Annotated in this window: 28 protein-coding genes; 12 read left to right on the forward strand and 16 right to left on the reverse strand. The window is 65.2% G+C overall.

Features of this window, described 5'->3' with window-relative positions; genetic code table 11:
• Both VN047_RS16195 and hisG read right to left on the reverse strand, forming a co-directional pair.
• On the reverse strand, positions 1 to 372 hold a 372-nt coding region (locus VN047_RS16195; RefSeq protein ID WP_325544452.1), incomplete at its 3' end, for a histidinol dehydrogenase.
• Positions 359 to 1,027 (reverse strand): ATP phosphoribosyltransferase, encoded by a 669-nt coding sequence (hisG, locus tag VN047_RS16200; RefSeq protein WP_325544454.1) that lies wholly within the window; start codon positions 1,025 to 1,027, stop codon positions 359 to 361. The genes hisG and VN047_RS16195, both read right to left, overlap by 14 nt.
• 39 nt (positions 1,028 to 1,066) lie before the next feature.
• On the opposite strand from hisG, the gene VN047_RS16205 reads away from it, so the two are divergent.
• Both VN047_RS16205 and VN047_RS16210 read left to right on the forward strand, forming a co-directional pair.
• On the forward strand, positions 1,067 to 2,152 hold the full coding sequence (locus VN047_RS16205; RefSeq protein WP_325544456.1) for a DUF2332 domain-containing protein: 1,086 nt from the start codon (positions 1,067 to 1,069) through the stop codon (positions 2,150 to 2,152).
• 34 nt (positions 2,153 to 2,186) lie between these two features.
• On the forward strand, positions 2,187 to 3,245 hold the full coding sequence (locus tag VN047_RS16210) for an alpha/beta hydrolase family protein (protein ID WP_325544458.1): 1,059 nt from the start codon (positions 2,187 to 2,189) through the stop codon (positions 3,243 to 3,245).
• Between the two features lie 24 nt (positions 3,246 to 3,269).
• Here the strand turns inward: VN047_RS16210 and VN047_RS16215 are convergent, their stop codons facing one another.
• Together VN047_RS16215 and VN047_RS16220 are read right to left on the reverse strand one after the other, a co-directional pair.
• Positions 3,270 to 3,716 (reverse strand): DUF1465 family protein, encoded by a 447-nt coding sequence (locus tag VN047_RS16215; RefSeq protein WP_325544459.1) that lies wholly within the window; start codon positions 3,714 to 3,716, stop codon positions 3,270 to 3,272.
• A 150-nt stretch (positions 3,717 to 3,866) separates the two neighbouring features.
• Positions 3,867 to 4,064: a YdcH family protein gene (locus VN047_RS16220; protein WP_325544462.1), complete on the reverse strand. Its 198-nt coding sequence runs from the start codon at positions 4,062 to 4,064 to the stop codon at positions 3,867 to 3,869.
• 124 nt (positions 4,065 to 4,188) lie between these two features.
• On the opposite strand from VN047_RS16220, the gene VN047_RS16225 reads away from it, so the two are divergent.
• The gene (locus tag VN047_RS16225) at positions 4,189 to 4,347 is read left to right on the forward strand and encodes a YdcH family protein (RefSeq protein ID WP_325544463.1); all 159 of its coding nucleotides are present in this window, start codon (positions 4,189 to 4,191) and stop codon (positions 4,345 to 4,347) included.
• A 51-nt stretch (positions 4,348 to 4,398) separates the two neighbouring features.
• Here the strand turns inward: VN047_RS16225 and VN047_RS16230 are convergent, their stop codons facing one another.
• The 4 genes from VN047_RS16230 to VN047_RS16245 all read right to left on the reverse strand — a co-directional run bounded on the left by VN047_RS16230 (position 4,399) and on the right by VN047_RS16245 (position 6,953).
• Positions 4,399 to 4,788 carry a PilZ domain-containing protein gene (locus tag VN047_RS16230; protein ID WP_325544465.1) on the reverse strand — a complete coding sequence of 130 codons (390 nt, stop codon included), beginning with the start codon at positions 4,786 to 4,788 and terminating at the stop codon, positions 4,399 to 4,401.
• Positions 4,789 to 4,874: 86 nt separating this feature from the next.
• Positions 4,875 to 5,336, reverse strand: a complete 462-nt coding sequence (gene dksA, locus VN047_RS16235; protein ID WP_325544467.1) for an RNA polymerase-binding protein DksA — start codon at positions 5,334 to 5,336, stop codon at positions 4,875 to 4,877.
• 717 nt (positions 5,337 to 6,053) lie between these two features.
• The gene (locus VN047_RS16240) at positions 6,054 to 6,410 is read right to left on the reverse strand and encodes a hypothetical protein (protein WP_325544469.1); all 357 of its coding nucleotides are present in this window, start codon (positions 6,408 to 6,410) and stop codon (positions 6,054 to 6,056) included.
• Between the two features lie 117 nt (positions 6,411 to 6,527).
• A complete protein-coding gene (locus VN047_RS16245) occupies positions 6,528 to 6,953 on the reverse strand; it encodes a hypothetical protein (protein WP_325544471.1) in 426 nt (141 codons plus the stop codon).
• 104 nt (positions 6,954 to 7,057) lie between these two features.
• On the opposite strand from VN047_RS16245, the gene VN047_RS16250 reads away from it, so the two are divergent.
• From VN047_RS16250 to VN047_RS16270, 5 genes are all read left to right on the forward strand, one after another.
• Positions 7,058 to 7,390, forward strand: coding sequence for a metalloregulator ArsR/SmtB family transcription factor (locus VN047_RS16250; protein ID WP_325544473.1), 333 nt, complete (start codon positions 7,058 to 7,060; stop codon positions 7,388 to 7,390).
• Positions 7,387 to 7,848: an SRPBCC family protein gene (locus tag VN047_RS16255; protein WP_325544475.1), complete on the forward strand. Its 462-nt coding sequence runs from the start codon at positions 7,387 to 7,389 to the stop codon at positions 7,846 to 7,848. Before VN047_RS16250 ends, VN047_RS16255 begins: the two co-directional genes overlap by 4 nt.
• 43 nt (positions 7,849 to 7,891) lie before the next feature.
• The gene (gene serS / locus VN047_RS16260) at positions 7,892 to 9,172 is read left to right on the forward strand and encodes a serine--tRNA ligase (protein ID WP_325544476.1); all 1,281 of its coding nucleotides are present in this window, start codon (positions 7,892 to 7,894) and stop codon (positions 9,170 to 9,172) included.
• Positions 9,173 to 9,268: 96 nt separating this feature from the next.
• Positions 9,269 to 10,033, forward strand: a complete 765-nt coding sequence (surE, locus tag VN047_RS16265; RefSeq protein WP_325544478.1) for a 5'/3'-nucleotidase SurE — start codon at positions 9,269 to 9,271, stop codon at positions 10,031 to 10,033.
• A 76-nt stretch (positions 10,034 to 10,109) separates the two neighbouring features.
• A complete protein-coding gene (locus VN047_RS16270) occupies positions 10,110 to 11,177 on the forward strand; it encodes a potassium channel family protein (RefSeq protein WP_325544480.1) in 1,068 nt (355 codons plus the stop codon).
• A gap of 9 nt (positions 11,178 to 11,186) precedes the next feature.
• On the opposite strand, the gene VN047_RS16275 is transcribed toward VN047_RS16270, so the two are convergent.
• Positions 11,187 to 11,513: a DUF423 domain-containing protein gene (locus VN047_RS16275; RefSeq protein ID WP_325544482.1), complete on the reverse strand. Its 327-nt coding sequence runs from the start codon at positions 11,511 to 11,513 to the stop codon at positions 11,187 to 11,189.
• Between the two features lie 65 nt (positions 11,514 to 11,578).
• On the opposite strand from VN047_RS16275, the gene VN047_RS16280 reads away from it, so the two are divergent.
• From VN047_RS16280 to VN047_RS16290, 3 genes are all read left to right on the forward strand, one after another.
• Complete coding sequence (locus VN047_RS16280; protein ID WP_325544484.1) at positions 11,579 to 12,298, forward strand: alpha/beta hydrolase; 720 nt, start codon at positions 11,579 to 11,581, stop codon at positions 12,296 to 12,298.
• Between the two features lie 19 nt (positions 12,299 to 12,317).
• Positions 12,318 to 13,688, forward strand: coding sequence for a 30S ribosomal protein S12 methylthiotransferase RimO (gene rimO, locus VN047_RS16285; RefSeq protein WP_325544486.1), 1,371 nt, complete (start codon positions 12,318 to 12,320; stop codon positions 13,686 to 13,688).
• Positions 13,689 to 13,753: 65 nt separating this feature from the next.
• Entirely contained in the window at positions 13,754 to 15,226 is a 1,473-nt protein-coding gene (locus tag VN047_RS16290; protein WP_325544488.1) for a DUF4403 family protein, read from the forward strand.
• A gap of 6 nt (positions 15,227 to 15,232) precedes the next feature.
• Here the strand turns inward: VN047_RS16290 and VN047_RS16295 are convergent, their stop codons facing one another.
• From VN047_RS16295 to VN047_RS16305, 3 genes are all read right to left on the reverse strand, one after another.
• Positions 15,233 to 15,694, reverse strand: a complete 462-nt coding sequence (locus tag VN047_RS16295; RefSeq protein WP_325544490.1) for a DUF1579 domain-containing protein — start codon at positions 15,692 to 15,694, stop codon at positions 15,233 to 15,235.
• 72 nt (positions 15,695 to 15,766) lie between these two features.
• Positions 15,767 to 16,780, reverse strand: coding sequence for an inorganic phosphate transporter (locus VN047_RS16300; protein ID WP_325544492.1), 1,014 nt, complete (start codon positions 16,778 to 16,780; stop codon positions 15,767 to 15,769).
• Positions 16,781 to 16,795: 15 nt separating this feature from the next.
• Positions 16,796 to 17,920, reverse strand: coding sequence for a DUF47 family protein (locus VN047_RS16305; protein ID WP_325544494.1), 1,125 nt, complete (start codon positions 17,918 to 17,920; stop codon positions 16,796 to 16,798).
• A gap of 193 nt (positions 17,921 to 18,113) precedes the next feature.
• Here VN047_RS16305 and VN047_RS16310 point away from each other — a divergent pair, with 193 nt between their 5' ends.
• Positions 18,114 to 19,655, forward strand: coding sequence for an NAD(P)/FAD-dependent oxidoreductase (locus tag VN047_RS16310; protein ID WP_325544515.1), 1,542 nt, complete (start codon positions 18,114 to 18,116; stop codon positions 19,653 to 19,655).
• Positions 19,656 to 19,672: 17 nt separating this feature from the next.
• On the opposite strand, the gene VN047_RS16315 is transcribed toward VN047_RS16310, so the two are convergent.
• The 4 genes from VN047_RS16315 to VN047_RS16330 all read right to left on the reverse strand — a co-directional run bounded on the left by VN047_RS16315 (position 19,673) and on the right by VN047_RS16330 (position 22,298).
• Positions 19,673 to 20,236, reverse strand: coding sequence for a hypothetical protein (locus tag VN047_RS16315; RefSeq protein WP_325544496.1), 564 nt, complete (start codon positions 20,234 to 20,236; stop codon positions 19,673 to 19,675).
• A gap of 69 nt (positions 20,237 to 20,305) precedes the next feature.
• Positions 20,306 to 20,488, reverse strand: coding sequence for a DUF3008 family protein (locus VN047_RS16320; protein WP_325544498.1), 183 nt, complete (start codon positions 20,486 to 20,488; stop codon positions 20,306 to 20,308).
• 24 nt (positions 20,489 to 20,512) lie between these two features.
• Positions 20,513 to 21,358: an SDR family oxidoreductase gene (locus VN047_RS16325; protein ID WP_325544517.1), complete on the reverse strand. Its 846-nt coding sequence runs from the start codon at positions 21,356 to 21,358 to the stop codon at positions 20,513 to 20,515.
• 106 nt (positions 21,359 to 21,464) lie between these two features.
• Complete coding sequence (locus VN047_RS16330) at positions 21,465 to 22,298, reverse strand: DUF3298 and DUF4163 domain-containing protein (RefSeq protein ID WP_325544500.1); 834 nt, start codon at positions 22,296 to 22,298, stop codon at positions 21,465 to 21,467.
• Positions 22,299 to 22,344: the final 46 nt, after the last annotated feature.

Raw genomic sequence — 22,344 nt, forward strand, 5'->3', positions numbered from 1 at the left:
ATCGACCCCGCGCCAGCGCGCACCGAGGCGCGCGCCCGCGGTGTCGCGATAGTCGCGGTCCTCGGGAAGCTGCGCCGCGTGATAGGCGCGGATACGTGTCGCGGCGAGGTTCAGCGCGTCGCGCAGATCGGGCGCCAGCGCCTCGTAAGCGGCGGCGCATTCGTCCTTCGAGATGTGCCACCCGCTCGCATCGAGATCGAAGCGGTCGAATTTTGCCGTATAATCGGCGAGCGCCGCATCGCCCTCGGCCTTCACCCGCGCGATGATCGCCGCGACGTCGGCCGAGACGTCGGACGCGCTCTCGCGCCGATCATTGACCAGCGCGTCGAACTCGGCGGCAAAGCCGGGCGCGGAAGCGTCAAGCCGCCGCATCGCCAACCGCCTGCCGGAATTTCTCGACCAGCGCCGGCACTTCGGCCGAACGCAGCTTGAACGCCGCGCGGTTGACGATCAGCCGCGCCGACACCTCGCTGATGACCGTCTGCTCGGCGAGCGCATTTTCGACGAGCGTGCGTCCGGTCGAGACGAGGTCGACGATGTGCGAGGCGAGACCCAGCTTCGGTGCGATCTCCATCGCGCCATTGAGCTTGATGCATTCGGCCTGGATACCCTGCGCCTCGAACCAGCGGCGCGTCGTGGCAGGATATTTGGTCGCGACGCGGATGTGGCTTTCGCCCCCCAATTCATTGGCGCCCGGCTGTGCGCTGCCCTCCGGTCCGGCGAGCGACAGTCGGCAATGGCCGATGCCGAGATCGACGGGGGCGTAAAGTTCGCTGTAGTCGAACTCGTCGACGACGTCCGAGCCGACGATGCCCAGCTGCGCCGCGCCGTGCGCGACGAAGGTCGCGACGTCGAACGCGCGCACGCGGATCAGCGAGATATGCGGCTGGTTGGTTCCGAACACCAGCGCGCGGCTCTTCTTGTCGAAGAAATCCGCCGCGGGCTCGATGCCGACGCGGGCAAGCAGCGGCAGCGCCTCGTCGAGAATGCGTCCCTTGGGGATGGCAAAGATGATCGGTTCGGGCATAAGCGCGCCAGCCCATAAGCGGCGACGGGAGAAAGGGCAATGAGCGAGCGCTATCAACAGGTCGACATGGCGCAGACCGGTCCGCGCGCCGTGCGCACCGCCTTTTCGAACCAGATCGCCTATTGCCGTGCCAACGATGCCCGCGTCACCGCGCGCGTCGTCGCCGCACTCGCCGCGCTGCTGGACAAACCGGAAAGCGAATTCGCCCGCCGCATCGCCGGCTGGGAGGGCGCGCCGCTCGCCGATGCGCTGCCGCTGCGCGCCGCGGGCGGCATCCACGCGCTTCACCTGTCGGGGACGGCGCGCGAACTCGCGCCCATCTACGCCGATGCCGAGGATATCAACGACAATGCGGTCATCGCGGGAGTCGTAGCGCGGCACGAAGCGACGCTGCTGCCCTGGCTCGACGGCCCGCCGCAGACCAACGAGGCGGGGCGCTCGTCGAACTTCATCGCCGCGATGCTGTGGCTGGCCGATCGGGGACTTCCCCCGCGTTTCGACTGCCTCGAGATCGGCTCGAGCGCGGGAATCAACCTGATGATCGACCGCTATCATTATGACCTTGGCGGGGTGCATGTCGGTCCGCGCCCGGGCGCGATGGCCTTCGCCCCCGAATGGCGCGGCAACCATCCGCCGCAGCATGCGATCGGCTTTGCGGGGCTCAAGGGCTGCGACATTGCGCCGGTCGACCTGACCGATCCCGCGCAGGCGTTGCGGCTGAAGGCCTATATCTGGCCCGAGCATCATGTCCGCTTCGATCGTATGGAAGCGGCGATCGCAGCGGCGCACGAAGAGCCGCCGCAGCTGATCCATGCCAGCGCCGCCGACTTCGTCGAGGCCGAACTCGCGCGCCCGCAGGCGGACGGGACAACGCGGGTGCTGATGCATTCGATCGTCTGGCAATATGTCCCCGCCGACCAGCAGACACGGATCACCGCGGCGATGGAGGCGGCCGGCGCGCGCGCGACGACCGACCGACCGCTCGCGTGGATCGCGCTCGAGGCCAATCGCATCCTCCACCATCACGAACTGGTGGTGCGCCAATGGCCGGGCGGCGGCGCGCCGCAGATGCTGGGCCGCGCGCACGCCCATGGCGCGTGGGTCGAATGGCTGGCGGGTTCATGACATGACGCCTTCCCCCTGCACCGGAGATCGATCGATGCGCCCCGCCGTCACCCTGTACGCGCTCGCCGCGCTTCTCTTCTCACCCAACGCTGCAAACGCGGCCGACGCGCCGTGGAGCGCGAAGGCGACGACGCGCGTCACGGCCGAGGACCGCCGGTTCACGAGCGGGGACGCCGAACTTGCGGGAACGCTGTACATGCCGCGCAGCGGCAAGCCGGTCGCGGCGATCGTGGTCACGCACAGCGCATCCTCGCCGCTCGGCAGCGCGTCGCTCTATGATCACCTGAAAACCGCCCTGCCCGCGCTCGGGATCGCGGTCTTCACCTATGACCGGCGCGGGTCGGGACGATCGGGCACGAAAGATGCAGGGGGCAATTTCACGACCCTCGCCGACGACGCGATCGCCGCAGTGCAAAGCCTGAAGGCCGACCCGCGCATCGACCCCGCGCGTATCGGCACGTGGGGATTGAGTCAGGGCGGATGGATTTCGCCGCTCGCCGCGTCGCGCAGCCCCTACATTGCTTTTGTGATTTCGGTGTCCGCGCCCGTCGTCACCGCCGACGTCCAGATGATCTTCTCGTCGACCAATCATCTGCGGGCCAATGGCTATTCGCAAGCCGACATCGACCAGATGGTCGCGACCCGCAAGGCGGTCGACGACTATATGCGCGGCACGGCGGGCAAGGACGCCGCGCAGCGCATGATCGACGGCGCCAAGACCAGGCCCTGGTTCAAATATCTCTACATGGGAGAGACGGTGCGCGACAGGGAGGTTTCGGGCTGGCGGAAAGAGATCGAGAATGATCCGCTGACCAATCTGGCCGCCGTCACCGTGCCGATGCTCGTCCTCTATGGCACCAACGACGCGGTGGTGCCCGTCGCCAGCTCGGTCGAGCGGCTGAAAGCCGTCGCCCCTCGCATGCCGAAGCTGAAGGTCCATGTCGTCGCGGGTGCCGACCACGCGATGCAGGTATCGGCCGACGAAAAAGTCTCGCTCGACCCTAAATATGACGGGACCGAGCGAGCCGACTCGCCCGAATATCTGGCCGTCCTTGCAAGCTGGCTCGCCGCGCAGGGGTTTATCGCGAATTGACGGCTCCACTGGCCGGACGTCGGATTACAGCCGCGCCTCCAGCCGCGCGAGCAGTTGCTGTACCGGCGTCGCGGCCGGCTTTTCCCAGCCCGCCTCGATCGCCGCGATGCGTTCGAACAATCGCTCGCTGGCGGCGATGATGCGCCGGACCGGTTCTTCGAAGCCCGCGCAGACATTCCAGTCGGCGGCGACCGGATCGCCGATCCGCGCGGCGCTGTCGTTCGGGCCGGCGCCGGGATCGCCGGCAAACATCGCGCGGCGATGGAGCAGCCAGGCGATGACGTGCATCAGCCGCGTCGTCGTCTTCAGCGATTCGCACGCGAGGTTGATCTGCGTCAGTCCATCGCCGCGGATGGTGCCGAGATCGCGCTGCACAGCGAAAGCGGCATGCGCTTCGTCGGCGAGCAGCATCGCCTCCACATAGAGATTTTCAACCTGCGCGCGCTGCACGCGGGCGCCGATCGCCATCATGTCTGTCTGCCCACCGACCATGACCCGGCAGATGCCATGCTGGCCGCCGAAACCGCAACGACGGTAACCATGAAATATTGCTTCGCGGGCGTCCCGTTTTGAATCAGGCGTTCGATGGAGCAGCCCGCCCGTGCCAAGGCTTCGGGAGCTTCAGGCAATGATGTCGGGAAGTAATTGATCCTCGCACCACGCGATTTCGTCACGCAGGCGCAGCTTCCTTTTCTTCAACCGCGCGAGCTGCAACTGGTCGGGAACAGACGCGACGCCAAGCGCGATGATCGCGGCATCGAGGTCGCGATGCTCGATCCTGAGCAGTTCCAGACGCTGGGTAATTTCCTCGGGGTTCACACCCCCTCCCTGCCACGTTCACCACTGGTCCGCAACGGGGACCGGCTGGCCGAATCGCGACGACAATCGATCCGATTCGTGATTTACTCGGCCCTGCCAATCGAGTCGAAAAGGAGAATGGCACATGAGCACGTCGCACCTTTCCGCCCTGAAGTCCCGCCACGCGGACCTCGACGAGAAAATTGCGAATGAGGAGCGCCGGCCCGCCCCCGATACGGGCGTGCTGGCGCAGATGAAAAAGCAGAAGCTCAAAATCAAGGAAGAGATGGTGGCGATCGCCTGATCGATCGCCTGCCCTACCGCCGGCTGATGCCTTCCGACCCGTCGGGATCCGTCAGCGCCGGCGGTAGAAGGGCCCGCGTTCCAGCCCCGTCCGTCGCAGATGCGGCGGCAGATCGGACGCTGAGACCACCTGGCGACGAACCGCCTGCGGATCGACCGGCCGGTCGAATGCGATCCCGAACTTGCCCTCGCCCGCCCATACGACGCGGCCCGGAACCGGACCGACGTTGCGCAGTTCGACCTCGATCGACGCGCCCTGTTCGATCTGGATATTGCCTTCGGCGAGCATTCCGCCCACCGACAGGTTGCGCACACGCACGACCACCGGTTCGGCGCACCCCGGAAGCATGAGACCCGCCTGCATGAACAGGCTGTCCCGATCGGCCCCACGCGACAGCGCGGCCACTTCCTCATCCAGAGATACGGGTCCTTGCGAATCCATTTGCGCCCCAATCCTCATATCGTCGAGGCGGCGAATCTAGGGCCCAGCCATTGCGGAATCGTAAATGGGACGCGGCGCCCGAACGATCAATCTTCGCGCGAAATCCGTTCGTTGCGCTCGTGGCGCTCCTGCGCCTCCAGCGTCATCGTCGCGATCGGGCGCGCCTGCAGGCGCGCGAGCGAGATCGGCTCGCCGGTCACCGCGCAATAGCCATATTCGCCCTCGTCGATGCGGCGGATCGCCGAATCGATCTTGGCGATCAGTTTCCGCTGACGATCGCGGGTTCTGAGTTCGATTGCCCAGTCGGTCTCGCTCGACGCGCGGTCGGCGAGGTCGGGTTCGCGCAGCGGACCATCCTGAAGATGTGCGAGCGTCGATTCGGATTCGGACAGGATCGACTTTTTCCAGGCGAGAAGCAGGCCGCGGAAATAATCCTGCTGCCGCTCGTTCATGAACTCTTCGTCGTCGCCGGGGACATAGTCCGAATCGAGATTGGATCTGGCTTCGCGAAGCGCGTCTGCGCCAACGTCGGCAATCTTGGTCGGCATGAGGGGCTCTCGCGTCCTTTCCTGTCACCCCGGTGCCGCAATGCGGCTCAGGGAGTGGCGCGCCTATAACCAGCCGCTGGCCGCGATACAAGCGCCGAAGCAGCGGATAGCGATGACCCGTGAAGCGGGGATGAACTGACGCTGCGGCGGAGGTGATTCCCGATGCCCCCAACGCGACATCAAAGCGCCGCGCGCGTCGCCGATTTAGGTCCGAAGATTAACCAATCGCATAGAATTGTTGCACTTTCCGTTCTGTTTTGGGACAGATAACGCAATTTTGGTTGATTCCGCGTCCCAATTCCCGCTGTCGGACAGGCAAACGCGGTTAACGCAATTGCCGCGTTCACAAAGCTTTGGCCTTTTGCGGTATAGCGAAAGGTGAACGGGGGGTGTCGGTCGATGGCGCTTCGCACCTGCAACGGGAAAGAAAGAAAAACCTATGTCTGTCCGAATGGCCCTCGCCAAGCTTTGCGCCTGCACCTGCGGCGGCGCGATCATCGGTAGCGGCGCAATGCAGATCGCAGACGTTCCGAAAGCGCGCGCGGCCCAGTCCTGCTCGCCCTGCGCGGGGCCGGCCAAGAAAGTCGTTCGCAAGCGCCATGCCGCGCGCAAGCCGGTGAAGCGCGTTCGCCGCGTCGTCACGACGAAGCGCGTGATCCGGACCGCGACTCCGCAGACCCAGGTCGTCACGCAGACGATCCCGCTTCCTCCCATCCCCTACGCGCCTTTCCCGCAGACCGGCTTCGAAGGCGGCGGCGGTGGTGGCGGCGTGACCGTGATCGGCGGCGGCTTTGGCGGCGGTTTCGGCGGCGGCTTCTTCGGCGGATTCTTCGGCGGCAGCTCGGGCGGCGGTGGCAGCAGCGGCAGCATCGTCGTTACCTCGACAACGACCGGCGGCGTCTCGACTTCGACCAGCACCTCGTCTGGCGTATCGACTTCCACGGGCAGCGTCTCGACCTCGACGGGCGGCGTCAGCACCTCCACGGGTAGCGTTTCGACCTCGACGGGCGGCGTCAGCACGTCGACCGGCAGCGTTTCGACCTCGTCGGGCAACGTCAGCACCTCGTCGGGCAATGTAAGCACATCCTCGTCGAGCAGCAGTTCGTCGTCGAGCTCCTCGTCGTCGTCCTCGTCATCCTCGTCGAGTTCGTCCTCGTCGGGCGGATCATCGAAGGGCGGCAGCTCGCACGGTCACGGCAGTTCGGGCTGGGGCAGCTCTTCGAAGGGCAGCTCGGGTTGGGGCGGTTCGTCGCGCGGCGGTTCGAGCAGCAGCTCATCCTCTTCGAGCAGTTCGTCCTCCTCGTCCTCGAGCAGCAGCACATCGAGCGGAGCGACCGGCGGCAGCAGCAGCTTCGGTTCGACCGGCAGCACCAGCTCGTCGTCTTCGTCGAGCAGCAGTTCCTCTTCGAGCTCGTCTTCGTCGAGTTCGGGCGGCAGCAGCAGCCACGGCGGATCGTCGGGCGATCCGACCCCTGTTCCCGCGCCGCCGATGATGCTATTGTTCGGCGCTGCAGCCGCTGCGCTCGTCGCGCGCCGCCGTGCGGCGAACCGCAACGACGACGACGCCAACGCGGCGTAAGGAATCCACTGGCGGTTTGGGGGGCTAACCCAGACCACCGAACTAAGGGTCGCCTTTTCAAGGCGGCCCTTTTTTCTTGGCCGCAGCAAACAGTTTGCCGTTTAGCAAAGTGTTTGCCATAGTTTTCCATATGGCAAACCAATTGACCGAACTCGACGCCGTCTTCCATGCGCTCGCCGATCCGACGCGGCGCGCGGTCGTCAATCGCCTCATCGATGGCGCGGCGGCGGTAAAACAGCTGTCGGCGCCCTTCGAAATGGGCCTGCCCGCCTTCCTGAAACATCTCGCGGTGCTCGAAACATCGGGGCTCATCCGGTCCGAAAAGCGCGGCCGCGTCCGCACCTGTCATCTCAATGCCGACCGGCTCGCCACCGCCGAGGACTGGCTCGTCGAGCAGCGCGTCCTCTGGCAGGGCCGGGCCGACCGGCTCGCCGCCTTCGTCGAATCGCAAAACCCCCGGGAGCACACATCATGAACGACAGCGAACTCACCATCTCCCGGCACATCGCCGCGCCGCCGTCGGCGGTGTGGGATGCATGGAGCGACCCGGCAAAGCTTGCCCTCTGGTGGATCCCCGCGCCGATCGAATGCCGCGTCGACAAGCTCGACCTGCGTCCCGGCGGCGGTTTCGTGACGCGGATGCGCGAGGAAGGCGCCGCCGATTTCCAGCCGCATGTCGACGGCTGTTTTCTCGAAGCGGTCCCGAACGAACGCCTCGTCTTCACCACGGTCCTCACCGACGGCTGGCAGCCCGCCGACCCATGGCTCGCGATGACCGCGATCCTGACCTTCGAGGCAAAAGACGGCGGCACGCTCTATTCGGCGCGCGTGCTGCACAAGACTCCCGGGGACAGCGCGAAGCATGAAGAAATGGGTTTCCACGACGGATGGGGCACCGTGATCGGCCAGCTCGCGGCGATGCTGGAGCGCTAAGTCGGGCTTGCGCGGCGCGGGCGGCAACGCCATAGCGCGGCGCATGCACGATATCCGCCTGATCCGGGACAATCCCGAAGCATTCGACGCCGGCCTCGCGCGCCGCGGCCTCGAACCCCTGTCCGCGCGAATCGTCGCGGCCGACGCATCGCTGCGCGCGCTGCAGACCGAGATTCAAGGCTCGCTCGCGCGCCGCAATGAAGCATCGAAGCTGATCGGCCAGGCGATGGCGAAGGGCAACAAGGACGAGGCCGACGCGCTGAAAGCCGAAGTCGCCGAGCTCAAGAGCGCCCTCCCCGCCAAGGAAGACGCCGAGCGCGAACAGCTTGCCGCGCTGCAGGACATTCTCGCCGCGATCCCGAACATCCCGCTCGACGATGTTCCCGATGGTGAGGATGAGGACGGCAATGTCGAAATCTCGCGGTGGGGCACGCCGCGCCGCTTCGACTTCGCGCCGCAGGAGCACGCCGATTTCGCCCCCGCGCTCGGCCTCGATTTCGAGACCGCGGCGAAGATGTCGGGTGCGCGCTTCGCGTTCCTGAAGGGCCAGATGGCACGGCTCGAACGCGCGATCGGCCAGTATATGATCGACCGGCAGACCAATGAGGCGGGCTACACCGAATGCGCGACGCCGCTGATGGTCCGCGACGAGGCGGCGTTCGGCACGACCCAGCTTCCGAAGTTCCGCGAGGATCTTTTCCAGACCACAGACGGCCGCTGGCTGATCTCGACGTCGGAAATGAGCCTGACCAACGCGGTGCGCGAAGAGATCTTGCCCGAGGCCGATCTGCCGATCCGCATGACCGCGCTCACTCCCTGCTTCCGGTCCGAAGCCGGATCGGCGGGACGCGACACGCGCGGCTATATCCGCCAGCATCAGTTCTGGAAGGTCGAGCTCGTCTCGGTCGTCCGCCCCGAGGACAGCGACGCCGAGCTGGAGCGCAAGACGCGCGCCGCCGAAACGATTCTTGAGGCGCTCGAGCTGCCCTATCGCAAGATGCTGCTGTGCAGCGGCGACATGGGCTTCTCCGCGCGCAAGACCTATGACCTCGAAGTCTGGCTGCCGGGGCAGAATGCGTATCGCGAGATTTCGAGCTGTTCGACATGCGGCGATTTCCAGGCGCGGCGCATGAACGCGCGCTTCCGCCGCGAAGGCGCGAAGAGCAACGAGTTCGTGCATACGCTGAACGGCTCGGGGCTCGCCGTGGGCCGTACGCTCGTCGCGATCCTCGAAAATTACCAGCAGGCCGACGGGAGTGTCACCATTCCGGCGGCGTTGCTGCCGTACATGGGCGGGATCACCACGCTCACGCCCGCCAAGTGAACATCGTCATCCCGGACTTGATCCGGGGTCCACAACGCCACTGCGGAATGGATGCCGGATCAAGTCCGGCATGACGGGGAAAGAGAGACCAGAAACGTGCGCATCCTCCTCACCAACGACGACGGCTACCACGCCCCCGGCATGGCGGTGCTCGAAGCGATCGCGCGCCAGCTTTCGGACGACATCTGGGTTTGCGCCCCCGCCGAGGAACAGTCGGGCGCCGGCCACTCGCTCACCCTTTCGCGCCCCGTCCGCATTCGCCAGCACGAAGAGCGCCGCTGGTCATGCAGCGGCACGCCCACCGATTCGGTGATGATGGCGATCGGCAAGCTGATGCCCGAAAAGCCCGACCTGATCCTGTCGGGGGTCAACCGCGGTGCCAATCTTGGCGACGACGTCACCTATTCGGGCACTGTCTCGGCGGCGATCGAAGGGGCGCTCGCCGGCATCCCCGCGATCGCGCTCAGTCAGGTTTATGCGAAGGAAGGCATGGGCGACAGCGTCCCCTTCGAAGCGGCCGAGGTGTGGGGCGCCAGGGTGCTGCGTCCGCTGCTCGATATGGAGATGGCGCCGCGGACGCTGATCAACGTCAACTTCCCCGCGATCCCCGCCGGTGAGGTCAAGGGTATCCGGGTGACGCGGCAGGGTTTCCACGACTACGGCCGCGGATCGATCGTCGAGGGCACCGATCCGCGCGGCTATCGCTATTACTGGTTCGGCCTCCATGGCATCGAACACAGCCTTGGCCACGACAGCGACCTCGAGGCGATCGACGACGATTATATCTCGGTCACGCCGCTCCAGCTCGACCTGACGCACGACGCCTCGCTCGCGGCGCTGCGCGGCGCTTACGGCGGCTAGCGCCGTCGCCCCTGCAATCGCGGGGGCGAAGAAACACCGCTGGTCACCGCCCCCACGCTTTGGCACAAGGGCCCCGATGAGCAAACGCCCGGCGCCAAAACTGAAGCTGCAGCATCGGTTCACCCCCCTGCGCCGCATGAGCAAATGGCCGATATGGGCCGACGTCGTGACCCGGCTCGGAATCGCCTTCCTGCTCATCGCTTTCGTCGTGCTCGTCCACTGGATCGACCGCGCGGGATTGAAGGACAGCCACGACGGGCAGATCAGCTTCCTCGACGTCGTCTATTTCACGATGATATCGGTCACCACGACGGGGTTCGGCGACATCGCGCCGGTGTCCGACCGCTCGCGCCTGATCGAGGCGGTGATCGTCACCCCGATCCGCATTGCGGTGCTCTTCATCTTCGTCGGCACCGCCTATCAGTTCGCGATCAAGCAAATATGGGAAAAATGGCGTATGGCCCGCATCCAGGAAAAGCTCACCAACCATATCGTCGTCCTGGGCTTCGGCATCAGCGGCAGCGAGGCGGTTCGCGAACTGATCGCGCGCGGCACCGATCCCGCGTGCATCGTCGTGATCGACAGCAACCGTGGCCGCATCAACGCGGCCGAAGCGATGGGCTGCAACGTGCTCGAAGGCGACGCATCGAGCGACGAGACGCTGATCGACGTCCAGATCGCGCGGGCGCAATCGGTGCTCGTGTCGGCGGGCCGCGACGACACGTCGATCCTGATCGTGCTCACGGTGCGCCACCTCGCGCCGCGCGTGCCGATCAGCGTCGTCATCCGCACGCAGGACAATGAACTGCTCGCGCGGCAGGCAGGCGCGAACAATGTCATCAACCCCGTCAGCTTCACCGGCCTGCTGCTCGCCGGGTCGGCGCAGGGCGCGCACGTCGCCGACTATATGGCCGACCTCGCCAGCGTCGGCGGGCGCGTCCAGCTGCGCGAGCGGCCGGTCGCCGCCGAGGAAGTCGGCCGCAGCCTCGACGAGCTCGCCAGCGGCGGCCGCGGCCTTCGCATCTATCGCGGCGGCAAGCCCTATGGTTTCTGGGAGGAGGAAACCCGCACGCTGAAGCACGGCGACCTCCTGGTCGAAGTGATCAACTGCGAGGAATGCGAAGCGAGCGTGCCGGGCGGCTAGTCCGCACGCCTAGCTCTGCCGGAACAGCCAGGCGGCCCAGAGCCACCCGGCAATCAGCAAGGTGCCGCCGATCGGTGTCACCGCGCCCAGCCACCGCGGCCCGCCAAACGCCATAGCGTAAAGCGTGACGGAAAAGATGGCGGCGCCGGCCAGAAGCATGATCGCCGGCCCGCGCGCAAAACCCATGATCGCCAGCGCCGCGACCGCGTGGATCAGCTGGTAGAGACCACCGGTGCGCAGCCATTCGGCTTCCTGCTGGCCCGCCGCGCCATGCGCGCCGAACGCGCCCGCCGCCACGGCGATCGCCGCCGAAATCGCTGCAAATACTCCGACCATCCGTCACCACCCTTGCAATACTGCCTCGATCCGGCGAGCTATAGGGCGACAGGATGGAGAAGGCGATGCCCCGCGACATTCCGCTTCCCGAGGGACTGAAACCGCCAAGCCGGCTGGCGACGCTCGGCGAACTGGCGTTGCCGCTCGACATGGTGCGCTACGGCCTGTCGGGTTGGCACCTCGTCGGCACGCCGCGCGGTGACGGGCGGCCGGTAGCGCTGCTCCCCGGCTATGGCGCCAGCGAACTGTCGATGCGCCCGCTGGAAGCGTATCTCCGCCACCTCGGTTACCATGTCCGCGACTGGGGCATGGGCCGCAACAACGGCCGCGTCGCCGCCGACGTCGAACGCTTCGCTGCGCAGGCGGCCGGGTGGGTGAAGGCCGACGGCGCGCCACTTACCCTCATCGGCTGGAGCCTCGGCGGCGTCATCGCCCGCGAAACCGCACGCAGCCATCCGCATCTGGTGCGCGAGGTCATCACCATGGGCACGCCCATCATCGGTGGCCCCCGATATACCGCGCTTGCGCGGCGCTTCGCGGGCCCCGACTTCGATCGGGTAGAACGCGAGATTCATGCACGCAATCTCAAAGGGTTGAGCCAGCCGCTCACCGTCATCTACTCCGACCGCGACGGGATCGTCGGCCCCGATATCGCGGTCGACATCTACAATCCGCATGCGCGCAATATCAAAGTGGGCAGCACGCACCTCGGCCTCGGCATCGACCCCCGCGTCTGGCGGATCGTCGCGGATACATTGGCAGGCGTGACAAACCCCCGAAAATAGACTAGGGGCGCCGCCAATCATGACAGTCAAAACGCTCCCCACCCAGCCGAAGGTCGGCATGGTTTCGCTCGGCTGCCCCAAGGCACTCGTCGATAGCGAACGGATTCTGACCAAGCTGCGCGCCGACGGCTATGGCCTGTCGCCGGATTATGCCGGCGCCGACGTCGTGCTCGTCAACACCTGCGGCTTCCTCGACTCGGCGAAGGAAGAAAGCCTCGAGGCGATCGGCGAAGCGATGGCCGAGAATGGCCGCGTTATCGTCACCGGTTGCATGGGCAACGAAGCCGAAGTCATCCGCGCGCGTTTTCCGAACGTCCTCGCGGTCACGGGCGCGCATCAGTACGAACAGGTCGTCGACGCCGTCCACGACGCCGCCCCGCCGACGCAGGGCCCCTTCATCGACCTCGTTCCCGAGGGCGGGCTGAAGCTCACCCCGCGCCACTACAGCTACCTCAAGATTTCCGAAGGCTGCAACCACAGCTGCTCCTTCTGCATCATCCCCGATCTGCGCGGCAAGCTCGTCAGCCGCCGCATCGACGCGGTGCTGCGCGAGGCCGAAAAGCTCGTCGCCGCGGGGACGAAGGAATTGCTGGTGATCAGCCAGGACACCTCGGCCTATGGCGTCGATATCCGCCACGATCCGCGCCCGTGGCACGGGCGCGAGGTGCGCGCGCACATGACCGACCTCGCGCGCGAGCTCGGCCAATTGAAGACCAGCGAAGGCCGCGCCCCTTGGGTGCGCCTCCATTATGTCTATCCTTATCCGCATGTCGACGCGGTGATCCCGCTGATGGCCGAAGGGCTGCTCACCCCCTATCTCGATATCCCGTTCCAGCACGCGGCGCCGAGCGTCCTCAAGCGCATGAAGCGCCCCGCCAACGAAGCGAAGGTGCTCGAACGCTTGAAGAACTGGCGCGAAATCGCCCCCGACATCTCGATCCGTTCGAGCTTCGTCGTCGGCTTTCCTGGCGAGACCGAGGCGGATTTCCAGTATCTCCTCGACTGGCTCGACGAAGCCCAGCTCGACCGCGTCGGCGCCTTCCGCTTCGAACCCGTCGCTGGCGCGCAGGCGAATGCGCTCGACAATCCGGTGCCCGAAGAGGTGAAGGAAGAGCGCTATCAGCGCATCATGGACAAGACCGCCGCGATCAGCGCCGCCAAGCTCGAAGCCAAGATCGGCCGCACGCTTCCCGTGATCATCGACGAAGTCGGCGAGGCGGACGAAGACGGCAGCATCGGCGCGACAGGCCGCAGCCAAGCCGACGCACCCGAGATCGACGGCCACGTCTATCTGCGCGACGTCGCCGCGACGCTGAAAGCCGGTGACATCGTCGAGGCCGAAATCGAGGACGCCGACGAGCATGATCTGTTCGGGGTGGTTGCGGGCTAACGCATAATATTGGAACGGCTTTTACCGTTCGATGTTACCTAAGAACATCGAACAGGGGCCGTACCATGCACGCCAAGGCATTTGCTGCACTGCTATTGTTAGGATCGCTTACCGCCTGCGACCGCAAGACCGAGGTCGAGGCGCCGCCGCGCGCGACCGACAAGGCCCCCTCCCCGACGCAGACGTCGTTGATCGCGGTGCCGATCAACGCCAGCACCGCCTCGCTCAAGCAGGCGATCGAACGCGCGGTGCCGAAGACGCTGTGGACGATCAACCGGCAGGAGCGCGCGTGCGTCAAGCCGCAGCAGGTCAAGGTCTTCGGCAAAAAGGTCAAGGTCACCCCGCCGATCGCCTGCACCATCGTCGGTCAGGTGACGCGCGGGCCGCTGCGGTTGCGCGGCGAAGGCAGCGAGATCGTCGTCGACATGCCGCTTCATGCTACAATCGCCGCGCGCGACGTCGGCGGGGTGCTGAAGGGCGAGACCGCGACCGGCGCCGCGGTGGCACATGCACGCGTCCGCATCGAACTCACCCCCGACTGGCGCACGCAGGGCAAGGCGCGGATCAGCTACGGCTGGACCAAGGCGCCCGGCATCGATTTCCTCGGTAAACGCATCACCTTTACCGACGAGGCCGATGCAAAGCTGAAGCCGGTCGTGCGCGACGTCGAGCGCGAGGTGAATCGCGAGATCGCAAAGATCGACATCCGCAAACAAGCCGCCGACGTCTGGCGACAGAGCTTCACAGCGCTCGAACTCAACCGCGAGAATCCGCCGGTGTGGATGCGCGTCACACCGCAGCGCATTCTCTACGGCGGCTACCGGATCGAGAGCGATCGCATCAACCTCAACCTCGGGCTGGAAGCGATCACCGAAACCTTCGTTTCGGCTCGTCCGGCCGATCCGGAACCCACCCCGTTGCCGCGCCTCGTGCGTGAGATACCCAAGCCGCATCTTGATGTCCGCGTTCCGGTGATCGCCGATTATGCGATACTCCAGCCCGTCGTCGACCGCGCGCTCGCGAAGCGGTCGGCGCGGCCCTTCGTTCTTCCGAAAGCCGGCCCGATGATGGTGAAATTCGGCAAGTCGACGATCTATGGCGCCCCCGACGGGCGGATTGCGGTGGGGGTCGATGTCGAAGCCAGGCTGGAGGCGCGAAGCGGCGCCCCGACGCGCGGTCGGATCTGGATGACCGCGATCCCGGTCAACAAGCCGGGGTCGGCCGAGGTGCATTTCACCGATCTGGTCATCAACGGCGATACCGACGGCGTCGGCGGCGACCTGCTCATCCTGCTCGGGCGGAGCGAAGGCTTCGCCCCGCTGATCGCCGAGGCGTTGACGCAGAATTTCACGCGCGACCTTGGCGAATTGCAGGGCAAGATCAAACGCGCGGTCGATCAGCGGCGCGAAGGGCCCTTTGTCATCCGGACCCGCATCGACCGCTTCGAAACCGGCGAGATAAAGGCCTATGGCAACGGGCTGTATCTGCCGGTCAGGATGGTCGGCGGAGCGAGTGTCGAGTACCGACCTGCGCGGTGACCACGTTCAGCGGCGGGTGAAATCCATCGTCCAGTTCACCTCCCACGTCGCGCCGCCATCGGCAGACATTGCCTGCTCCCAGCGCGGCGTCGCGGTGTCGGTACGGCTCCAGACAAAGCGCAGCCGGATCGGCCGGCCATCGAGCGTATCATCGGCATAGAAATGGCCGACGCCATCCGCAAAACGCCCGATGACCGGGACGTCCAGCGCATGCGGACTGCGCGCATCGAGCCACCAGATCGCCCAGCTGCCTTGCGCCGGGTCGAAGGATCGCAGCGCGATCGCCCGATAGGTTCCGCTCGGGATGTGCAGGACATTGTCTTCAACATTGCCATTGCCGCCCAGAATCGGCCGCATGTCGCACGTCCCGTCGAATTCTTCCCATTCGTCGCAGCCGGCCAGCCGCTTTTTCAGTCGGCGATGCCGCACTTGCCAGCTGCCAATCTGGAAATCGAAATCACCCGCCATAACGGACGCCCCCCCTTGTTCGCCAGAGGATCGTTCTTATTACGTTCTCATTTAAACACAACCCCGACAGGCTCAGAACAGCCGGGTAATCCCGTAGAAAGCCGCCGCGACGATCGCGCTCGCGGGGATGGTGATGAACCACGCCGCGACGACATTGCCCGCGACGCCCCAGCGCACCGCGCTCGCGCGGCGCGCGACGCCGGCGCCGATGATGCTGCCGGTGATCGTGTGCGTCGTCGACACCGGAATGCCGAGCAGGCTGGCGGTGAACACCATGATCGACCCGCCGGTCGACGCGGCAAAGCCCTGATGATGCGACAGCTTGGTGATGCGGCCGCCCATCGTTTCGATGATCTTCCAGCCGCCCGACAATGTGCCGAGGGCGATGGCGACATAACAGCTGAACGCCACCCAGTGCGGGATATGAAACTCGCCGCCGAGATAGCCGGTCGAATAGAGGAGCACCGTGATGATCCCCATCGTCTTTTGCGCGTCGTTCAGCCCGTGACTGATCGAATAGGCGGCCGATGACAGAAGGTGGAGACGGCGGAAGGTCTTCTCCGCAAAACTGGCGGTCGACCGGCGCAGCGCCCAGCTGCTGACGAGCATCACCACCATCGCCAGCATCATGCCGAGCAGCGGCGACAGGAAGATCGCGATCACCGTCTTGTTGAGCCCGGTCCACTCGATGCCTTCGAAGCCGGCATGCGCGACGCCGGCGCCGACGATGCCGCCGACGAGCGCATGGCTCGACGAAGACGGGATGCCCTTCAGCCAGGTGACGACGTTCCAGAACATCGCCCCGACGAGCGCGCCGAAGACGACCGCGGGGGTCACCAGATCCTTGTCGATAATCCCCTTGCCGATCGTTTCGGCAACCTTGTGCAGTTCGGGAAAGATCACCGACAGGAAATAGGCCGCGAAGTTGAAAAAGGCGGCGAAAAGCACCGCCTGTACCGGCCGCAGCAACCGCGTCGCAACGACCGTCGCGATGCTGTTCGCGGCGTCGTGCAGGCCGTTCAGGAAGTCAAACGCCAGCGCAAGGATGACGAGGCCGACAAGGAGCGGGAAAGCGAGTTCGTGCATGGTGGGCGCCCCCGCTTATGCGTGGTCGATGACCAGACCGTCAATTTCGTTCGCGACATCCTCGAAACTGTCGGTGACGCGCTCGAGATGGCGGTAGAGTTCACGTCCGATCAGGAAGCGGACGCTGTTCGACTGCCCATGTTCCTTGAACAGGCGTTTGAGCCCCGCGGCGTGGATTTCGTCAGCGTGGCCTTCCATTCGCACCAGCCGCTCGGTCAGTTCATGAAGGCGCACGGCATTGGCCGAAATATTGCGAAGCAGCGGCAGTGCCTCTGCCGTCAGCCGCGCGGCGTCGACGATGATGCCTGCGATGTCGCGCATCTCGGGTTCGAATTCGGTGACATCGTACAGGTCGACGGCGCCCGCGGTCTTCTGCATCTCGTCGATCGCGTCATCCATCGACGCGATCAGGTCGGTGATTGCGCTGCGGTCGAACGGGGTGAGGAAGGTGCGGCGAACCGTCTGGAGCACTTCGCGCGTGATCGCGTCGGCGTCATGCTCGCGCTCGATGATTTCCTGGACATGGTCGGCCATGCCCTCGCCGCCCTGCAGCATGCGCGACAGCGCGTTCGCCCCGGCGACGAGCGTCGCGGCATGGCTTTCGAACAATTCAAAGAAATTTCCCTGTCGCGGCAGCAAACGCTGAAACCATGCGAACATCCAGCTAACCCCTGTCTTGTCTGCTACATTGTGAACGACCCCGCGCGGCTGGGCGACGGCTCGGAAACCGCCATCGCCGAACGAGCGGATCAACGCCTGCAAATCGGGTTCTTCCACGGCCGATGCGGCGTCGCGGAACGAGAACCATCTGCGGTCGCGTTCGTCCATTTCCTTCCAGTCGTCGAGTTCGTTCGTCACCGCGAGCGGAAAGACTTCGACATTATACATGATCGATGCGCCGTTCGCGCGGCGCTTGCGATATTCATAGCTGCCGATCGGGGTCGGACAGACGGCCCCGATCACGCCGGCCTCTTCCTCCGCCTCGATCGCCGCGGCGGCATGCCGCTCCATGCCGGTCAGCGGATTGCCCTTGGGCACGACCCAGCGCTTCGTTTCGCGCGACGTGATCAGCAGGATTTCGGTCGGCCCGTCCTGCGCGGGTCCGCCGAATCGATAGGGAAGGACGGCGATCTGACGCATCGGGCTTTCGTCCTTTCCTGTAATTCCGGGGGCACGTCGCCGCGGGTGACAAAGAGGTTACGCCCCTATGACAATAATGTGACAGCGACAAGGGAGGCGCGCGTCCCGCCGGTACTTTCACCCGTGTCAATTCGATTGCAAAATGCAACGCGGTGCGTAATCTGTCTTCCAAACATAGTCGGGAGACAGAATGATGGCAGGCACGGCGACCATGGAACGCCCCGCGGACGCGAAAGCTGCACCGGTCGATCAGGATGTGCTGATCGTCGGCGCCGGTATCTCGGGTATCGGCATGGCGGTGCATTTGCAGCAATATTCGCCCGACCGCAGCTTTACCCTTGTCGAACGACGCGCCAATCTCGGCGGCACCTGGGACCTTTTTCGTTATCCCGGCATCCGGTCGGACAGCGACATGCACACGCTGGGCTTCGTGTTCGAGCCGTGGAAGCATGAAAAGACGATCGCCGACGGCCCCGCGATCCTCGACTATCTCCATCGCATCGTCGACGAACGCCGCATCCGCGAGCGCATCCGTTTCGACCGCAAGGTCGTCGGCGCCGACTGGGACAGCGCCGCCGCGCGCTGGACGGTGACGCTGGAAGACGAAAGGGGCGGCACCTCGACCACCACCGCGCGCTGGCTCTATCTCGGCGCGGGCTATTACGACTATGACGAACCCTTCGACGCCAATTTCGCTGGCCGTGAAGACTTCAAGGGTCAGGTCATCCACCCGCAATTCTGGCCGAAGGATCTCGATTACAAGGGCAAGAAGGTCGTGGTGATCGGGTCGGGCGCGACCGCGGTGACGATCGTGCCGTCGATGGCGAAGGACGCGGCGCATGTCACGATGCTCCAGCGCACGCCGACATGGTATTTCATCCGCCCCGCGAAGGACGCCTTTGCAAACTTCCTCCGCAAGATCCTGCCCGAACGGCTCGCATACCGGATCACGCGCTTCAAGAACGTCCGGCTTCAGGACATCGGCTTCCGCCGCGCGCGCGAAAAACCCGAGAAAGTCCGGGAGTTCCTGACCAAGCGGCTGAAGGCCGCGCTCGGCGATCGATATGACGAGCAGGCCTTCACCCCACCCTACAATCCGTGGGAACAGCGACTGTGTCTCGTCCCCGACGCCGATTTCTTCGAGGCGATGAAGGCCGACAAGGCCTCGGTCGTCACCGATCATATCGAACGTTTCGACGCCGGCGGCATCCAGCTGAAGTCGGGCAAGCATCTCGACGCCGACATCATCGTCACCGCAACGGGACTGAAGCTTGCGGTCGCGGGCAAGATCCCGGTGCGCGTCGACGGTGATCCCGTCGACTGGAGCGAGCATTATTATTACAAGGCGTGCATGTTCTCGAACGTCCCGAATTTCTCGGCGGTGTTCGGTTACCTCAACGCCAGCTGGACGCTCCGCGCCGACATCGTCGCCGAATATGTCTGCCGCGTGCTCAACCATATGGCGGCGACGGGCACGACCGTCGCGACACCGGCGCTCGCCGATCCGGCGACGCTGACCGAGGAGAATATCTTCGACTTTTCGTCGGGTTATATCCAGCGCTCGCTGCACATCATGCCGAAGAATGCCGACAAGCTGCCTTGGCGGCTCAGCCAGAATTACGTGCAGGATCGCATCGACATGAAAACCGGGACGATCGAGGACGGGGTGCTGGCATTCGGCAATGCACGTGCCGCGGCAACCGCCGCACCGGCGGAACTCGAAGCCGCCGAGTGATCGTCAAACGATGATGGTCAGGCGGCGCGTTTGGCGCGCCGCCGCCGGACCAGCCAGAAGATCAGCCCGCCGATCGCAAGCAACAGGATCGGCCCGCCGATCCGCATCGCTTTCGCTCCCGCCTCATATTGCTCGATGAAGGTCAGCGCCGCCGGCTTGGTCGCGCTGCCGACGACATTCCATTCGGCAATCTGCATCGGTGCCTCGTTCTGCGCATAGAAACGCAGCGACACCGTCGTCCACTTGCCCTTGCCGGTTCCGACGACGACGACCTCTTCCTGACGCTCCTTGACGCCCGGAGCGACGTTGGTCTTCCAGCTGTAGTTCGCGAGTTCCCATTTTGCCCCGCTGCCGGGGCATTCGCGGGGCAGCACCGGAATGGCCGCCTCGACCGTGTTGGCAATTTCGGGATGCAGTTCGCTCCGCACACTCGGCGGATCGGTGCAGATGCGTTCCGCGACCGAAATGATTTCGCGCTGCCGTTCGGGCTCGACCATCTTGTCGAGCGCAGCCTGAAAGCTGCAGCCACCCAGCAAGGCGAGCGTCCCGACCGCGCCAAAATGACAGAAACGACGCATCATCCTTCCCCCGATGATCTTCGAGGTGAGGATGACGCATTTCACAACGACAATCCAGTCCTGTGGCGGCCGTCAGTCGGCGTGCTCGGGCTTGCCCTTGGTCGATCCCTTGGCGAAATCCTCGAGCTGCTTTTCGCTCATGCTGTCGGCCATCTGTTTCGATGCGCCTTTCAGCTTCGATCTGGGCGTATCGCCGCGCTTGGCGCTGAGCGCGGCACCGGCGGCCTTCTGCTGCGCTTTCGATTTGGCTGGCATGGTCAGTCTCCTGTCCTGCCCCCGCTACCCATTAACGATGGTCCCGCCATTAGGATGCAGCACCTGGCCCGACATATAGCTGCTGTCGTCGCACGCGAGGAACAGGAAGCAGGGAGCGACCTCGTTGGGTTCGCCCGGACGCTTCATCGGGGTCGTTTCGCCGAATGTCGCGACCTTTTTGGCGGGAGCGCCGCCGCGCGGATTGAGCGGGGTCCAGATCGGACCGGGCGCAACGCCGTTTACGCGGATGCCCTTTTCGACCAGATTTTCGCTGAGCGACCGGGTGAAGGCGGTGATCGCGCCCTTTGTCGCGCTATAGTCGAGCAGACCCTTCGACCCCTGATACATGGTGACGCTGGTGCAATTGACGATCGCGGCGCCCTTCTTCAGGTGCGGCAGCGCCGCCTGTACCAGATAGAACATGCCGAAGATGTTGGTCGCGAAGGTTTGCTGAAGCTGCTCCTCGCTGATCTCGCGAATGTCGGCGGCGGGATGCTGCTCACCCGCATTGTTGACGAGAATGTCGAGCCGGCCGAGTTTTTCGATCGTCTGTGCGACGATCTTCTCACCGGCCTTCGCCTTGCCGACATCCGCCTTGATCGCGATCGCGCGGCGTCCCTCGGCCTCGACGATCGCAGCGGTCTCGACGGCGTCGGCGCGGTTTTCGAGATAGACGATCGCGACATCGGCACCCTCGCGCGCGAAGAGCGCGCAGACCGCGCGGCCGATCCCGCTGTCGCCGCCGGTGACGATCGCGACCTTGCCGTCGAGCCGGCCCGATCCCGGATAGCGCGGCTGCCATTCGGGCGCGCGATCGAGGTCTGCTTCGCGGTCCGACGGTGGCTTTGCGATCGTCTTCGCCGATCCCACCTCGCGGCGCAGCTTGGCCGCCGCGCTCCGCTTTCCCTTTTTCTCTTTCGCATTTTCGCCGACCTTGCCGGCTTTGGGCTGCTTTGCCACGGGCTGATCCTTCGGTTCAGTTGAGGGGGAGGAAATCGCGGGCATATTCGTCCTTCACCGCGCGGACGAGTTCGCCGCTCATCGGCACGTTGATCTTGTAGCTGCCCTCGGCATATGGGCCGATCTCATATGGCGCGATCGCGACCGTGACGCGGTCGAGATAGCGTCCGTCCGACGAGCCGAGCCATACCGTTTGTGCCGACGCGGGCGGGCATTGGGCGAACGGACTGTCGGGCGGTTCGTCGGCGACGATCCCCTTGGCGGTTTTCGCGCGCTTGATTCCGGCGCAGAAGGAATCGCGGATCGCGGCATCGAACGCCTCGCCGCTGGCGAACAGGTCGAGCGGTTGCAGCAGCTTTCGCCGGTTGCGATCCCAGATCAGCGTGCCGAAGCCCTGCATGCCGTGCGCGCCGCCGGCATAGGTATCGATCTCGGCCGAGAGGCTGAGAAAGCGCCGGGTATCGGTGACCCGCTGCCATTTCTGCAGATGGCTGTGCGCGCGATAGGGAAATCCGCCCTTTTCCGCCGCCGCCTTGTCGCGCTGCGCCGCCGCGATCAGCGCATCGCGCTTCGTTGCCCGGTCGCCGTCGAGCCATGCCGCCAGTTCGGGGATCGCCGCTGCCTCGCGCGGATAGGAATAGGCGAATTCGACCAGTCCGGTCTTTTCCTCGACCTTCGATGCCGGCGCATTCTTCACCGCAAGATCGGCCGCGCCCCCGGGCGGGGCTCCGGGCACCGATGCAGCGGCGGCTTTCTCCGCAGGCGTCGGCTCGGGGTCGGAGCAGCCCGCCAGCAGCGCCGCGGCCGCAAGGGTCGGAATGGCATTTCGCCAGATGTTCGGCCTCGTCATGCAGACATAACGCCGGGAATCGACAAAATATCCTGACAGGCCTAGC

Origin of the sequence: Sphingopyxis sp. (assembly GCF_035565275.1) — a bacterium.
Lineage (GTDB): Bacteria > Pseudomonadota > Alphaproteobacteria > Sphingomonadales > Sphingomonadaceae > Sphingopyxis.

Excerpts from the sequence above, each read along its gene's own strand:
- hisG (WP_325544454.1), bottom strand. The coding sequence starts at position 1,027 with ATGCCCGAACCGATCATCTTTGCCATCCCCAAGGGACGCATTCTCGAC.
- VN047_RS16205 (WP_325544456.1), top strand. The coding sequence starts at position 1,067 with ATGAGCGAGCGCTATCAACAGGTCGACATGGCGCAGACCGGTCCGCGC.
- VN047_RS16210 (WP_325544458.1), top strand. The coding sequence starts at position 2,187 with ATGCGCCCCGCCGTCACCCTGTACGCGCTCGCCGCGCTTCTCTTCTCA.
- VN047_RS16215 (WP_325544459.1), bottom strand. The coding sequence starts at position 3,716 with ATGATGGCGATCGGCGCCCGCGTGCAGCGCGCGCAGGTTGAAAATCTC.
- VN047_RS16225 (WP_325544463.1), top strand. The coding sequence starts at position 4,189 with ATGAGCACGTCGCACCTTTCCGCCCTGAAGTCCCGCCACGCGGACCTC.
- VN047_RS16230 (WP_325544465.1), bottom strand. The coding sequence starts at position 4,788 with ATGGATTCGCAAGGACCCGTATCTCTGGATGAGGAAGTGGCCGCGCTG.
- dksA (WP_325544467.1), bottom strand. The coding sequence starts at position 5,336 with ATGCCGACCAAGATTGCCGACGTTGGCGCAGACGCGCTTCGCGAAGCC.
- VN047_RS16255 (WP_325544475.1), top strand. The coding sequence starts at position 7,387 with ATGAACGACAGCGAACTCACCATCTCCCGGCACATCGCCGCGCCGCCG.
- serS (WP_325544476.1), top strand. The coding sequence starts at position 7,892 with ATGCACGATATCCGCCTGATCCGGGACAATCCCGAAGCATTCGACGCC.
- VN047_RS16270 (WP_325544480.1), top strand. The coding sequence starts at position 10,110 with ATGAGCAAACGCCCGGCGCCAAAACTGAAGCTGCAGCATCGGTTCACC.
- VN047_RS16275 (WP_325544482.1), bottom strand. The coding sequence starts at position 11,513 with ATGGTCGGAGTATTTGCAGCGATTTCGGCGGCGATCGCCGTGGCGGCG.
- VN047_RS16280 (WP_325544484.1), top strand. The coding sequence starts at position 11,579 with ATGCCCCGCGACATTCCGCTTCCCGAGGGACTGAAACCGCCAAGCCGG.
- rimO (WP_325544486.1), top strand. The coding sequence starts at position 12,318 with ATGACAGTCAAAACGCTCCCCACCCAGCCGAAGGTCGGCATGGTTTCG.
- VN047_RS16290 (WP_325544488.1), top strand. The coding sequence starts at position 13,754 with ATGCACGCCAAGGCATTTGCTGCACTGCTATTGTTAGGATCGCTTACC.
- VN047_RS16295 (WP_325544490.1), bottom strand. The coding sequence starts at position 15,694 with ATGGCGGGTGATTTCGATTTCCAGATTGGCAGCTGGCAAGTGCGGCAT.
- VN047_RS16300 (WP_325544492.1), bottom strand. The coding sequence starts at position 16,780 with ATGCACGAACTCGCTTTCCCGCTCCTTGTCGGCCTCGTCATCCTTGCG.
- VN047_RS16305 (WP_325544494.1), bottom strand. The coding sequence starts at position 17,920 with ATGCGTCAGATCGCCGTCCTTCCCTATCGATTCGGCGGACCCGCGCAG.
- VN047_RS16310 (WP_325544515.1), top strand. The coding sequence starts at position 18,114 with ATGGCAGGCACGGCGACCATGGAACGCCCCGCGGACGCGAAAGCTGCA.
- VN047_RS16315 (WP_325544496.1), bottom strand. The coding sequence starts at position 20,236 with ATGATGCGTCGTTTCTGTCATTTTGGCGCGGTCGGGACGCTCGCCTTG.
- VN047_RS16320 (WP_325544498.1), bottom strand. The coding sequence starts at position 20,488 with ATGCCAGCCAAATCGAAAGCGCAGCAGAAGGCCGCCGGTGCCGCGCTC.
- VN047_RS16330 (WP_325544500.1), bottom strand. The coding sequence starts at position 22,298 with ATGACGAGGCCGAACATCTGGCGAAATGCCATTCCGACCCTTGCGGCC.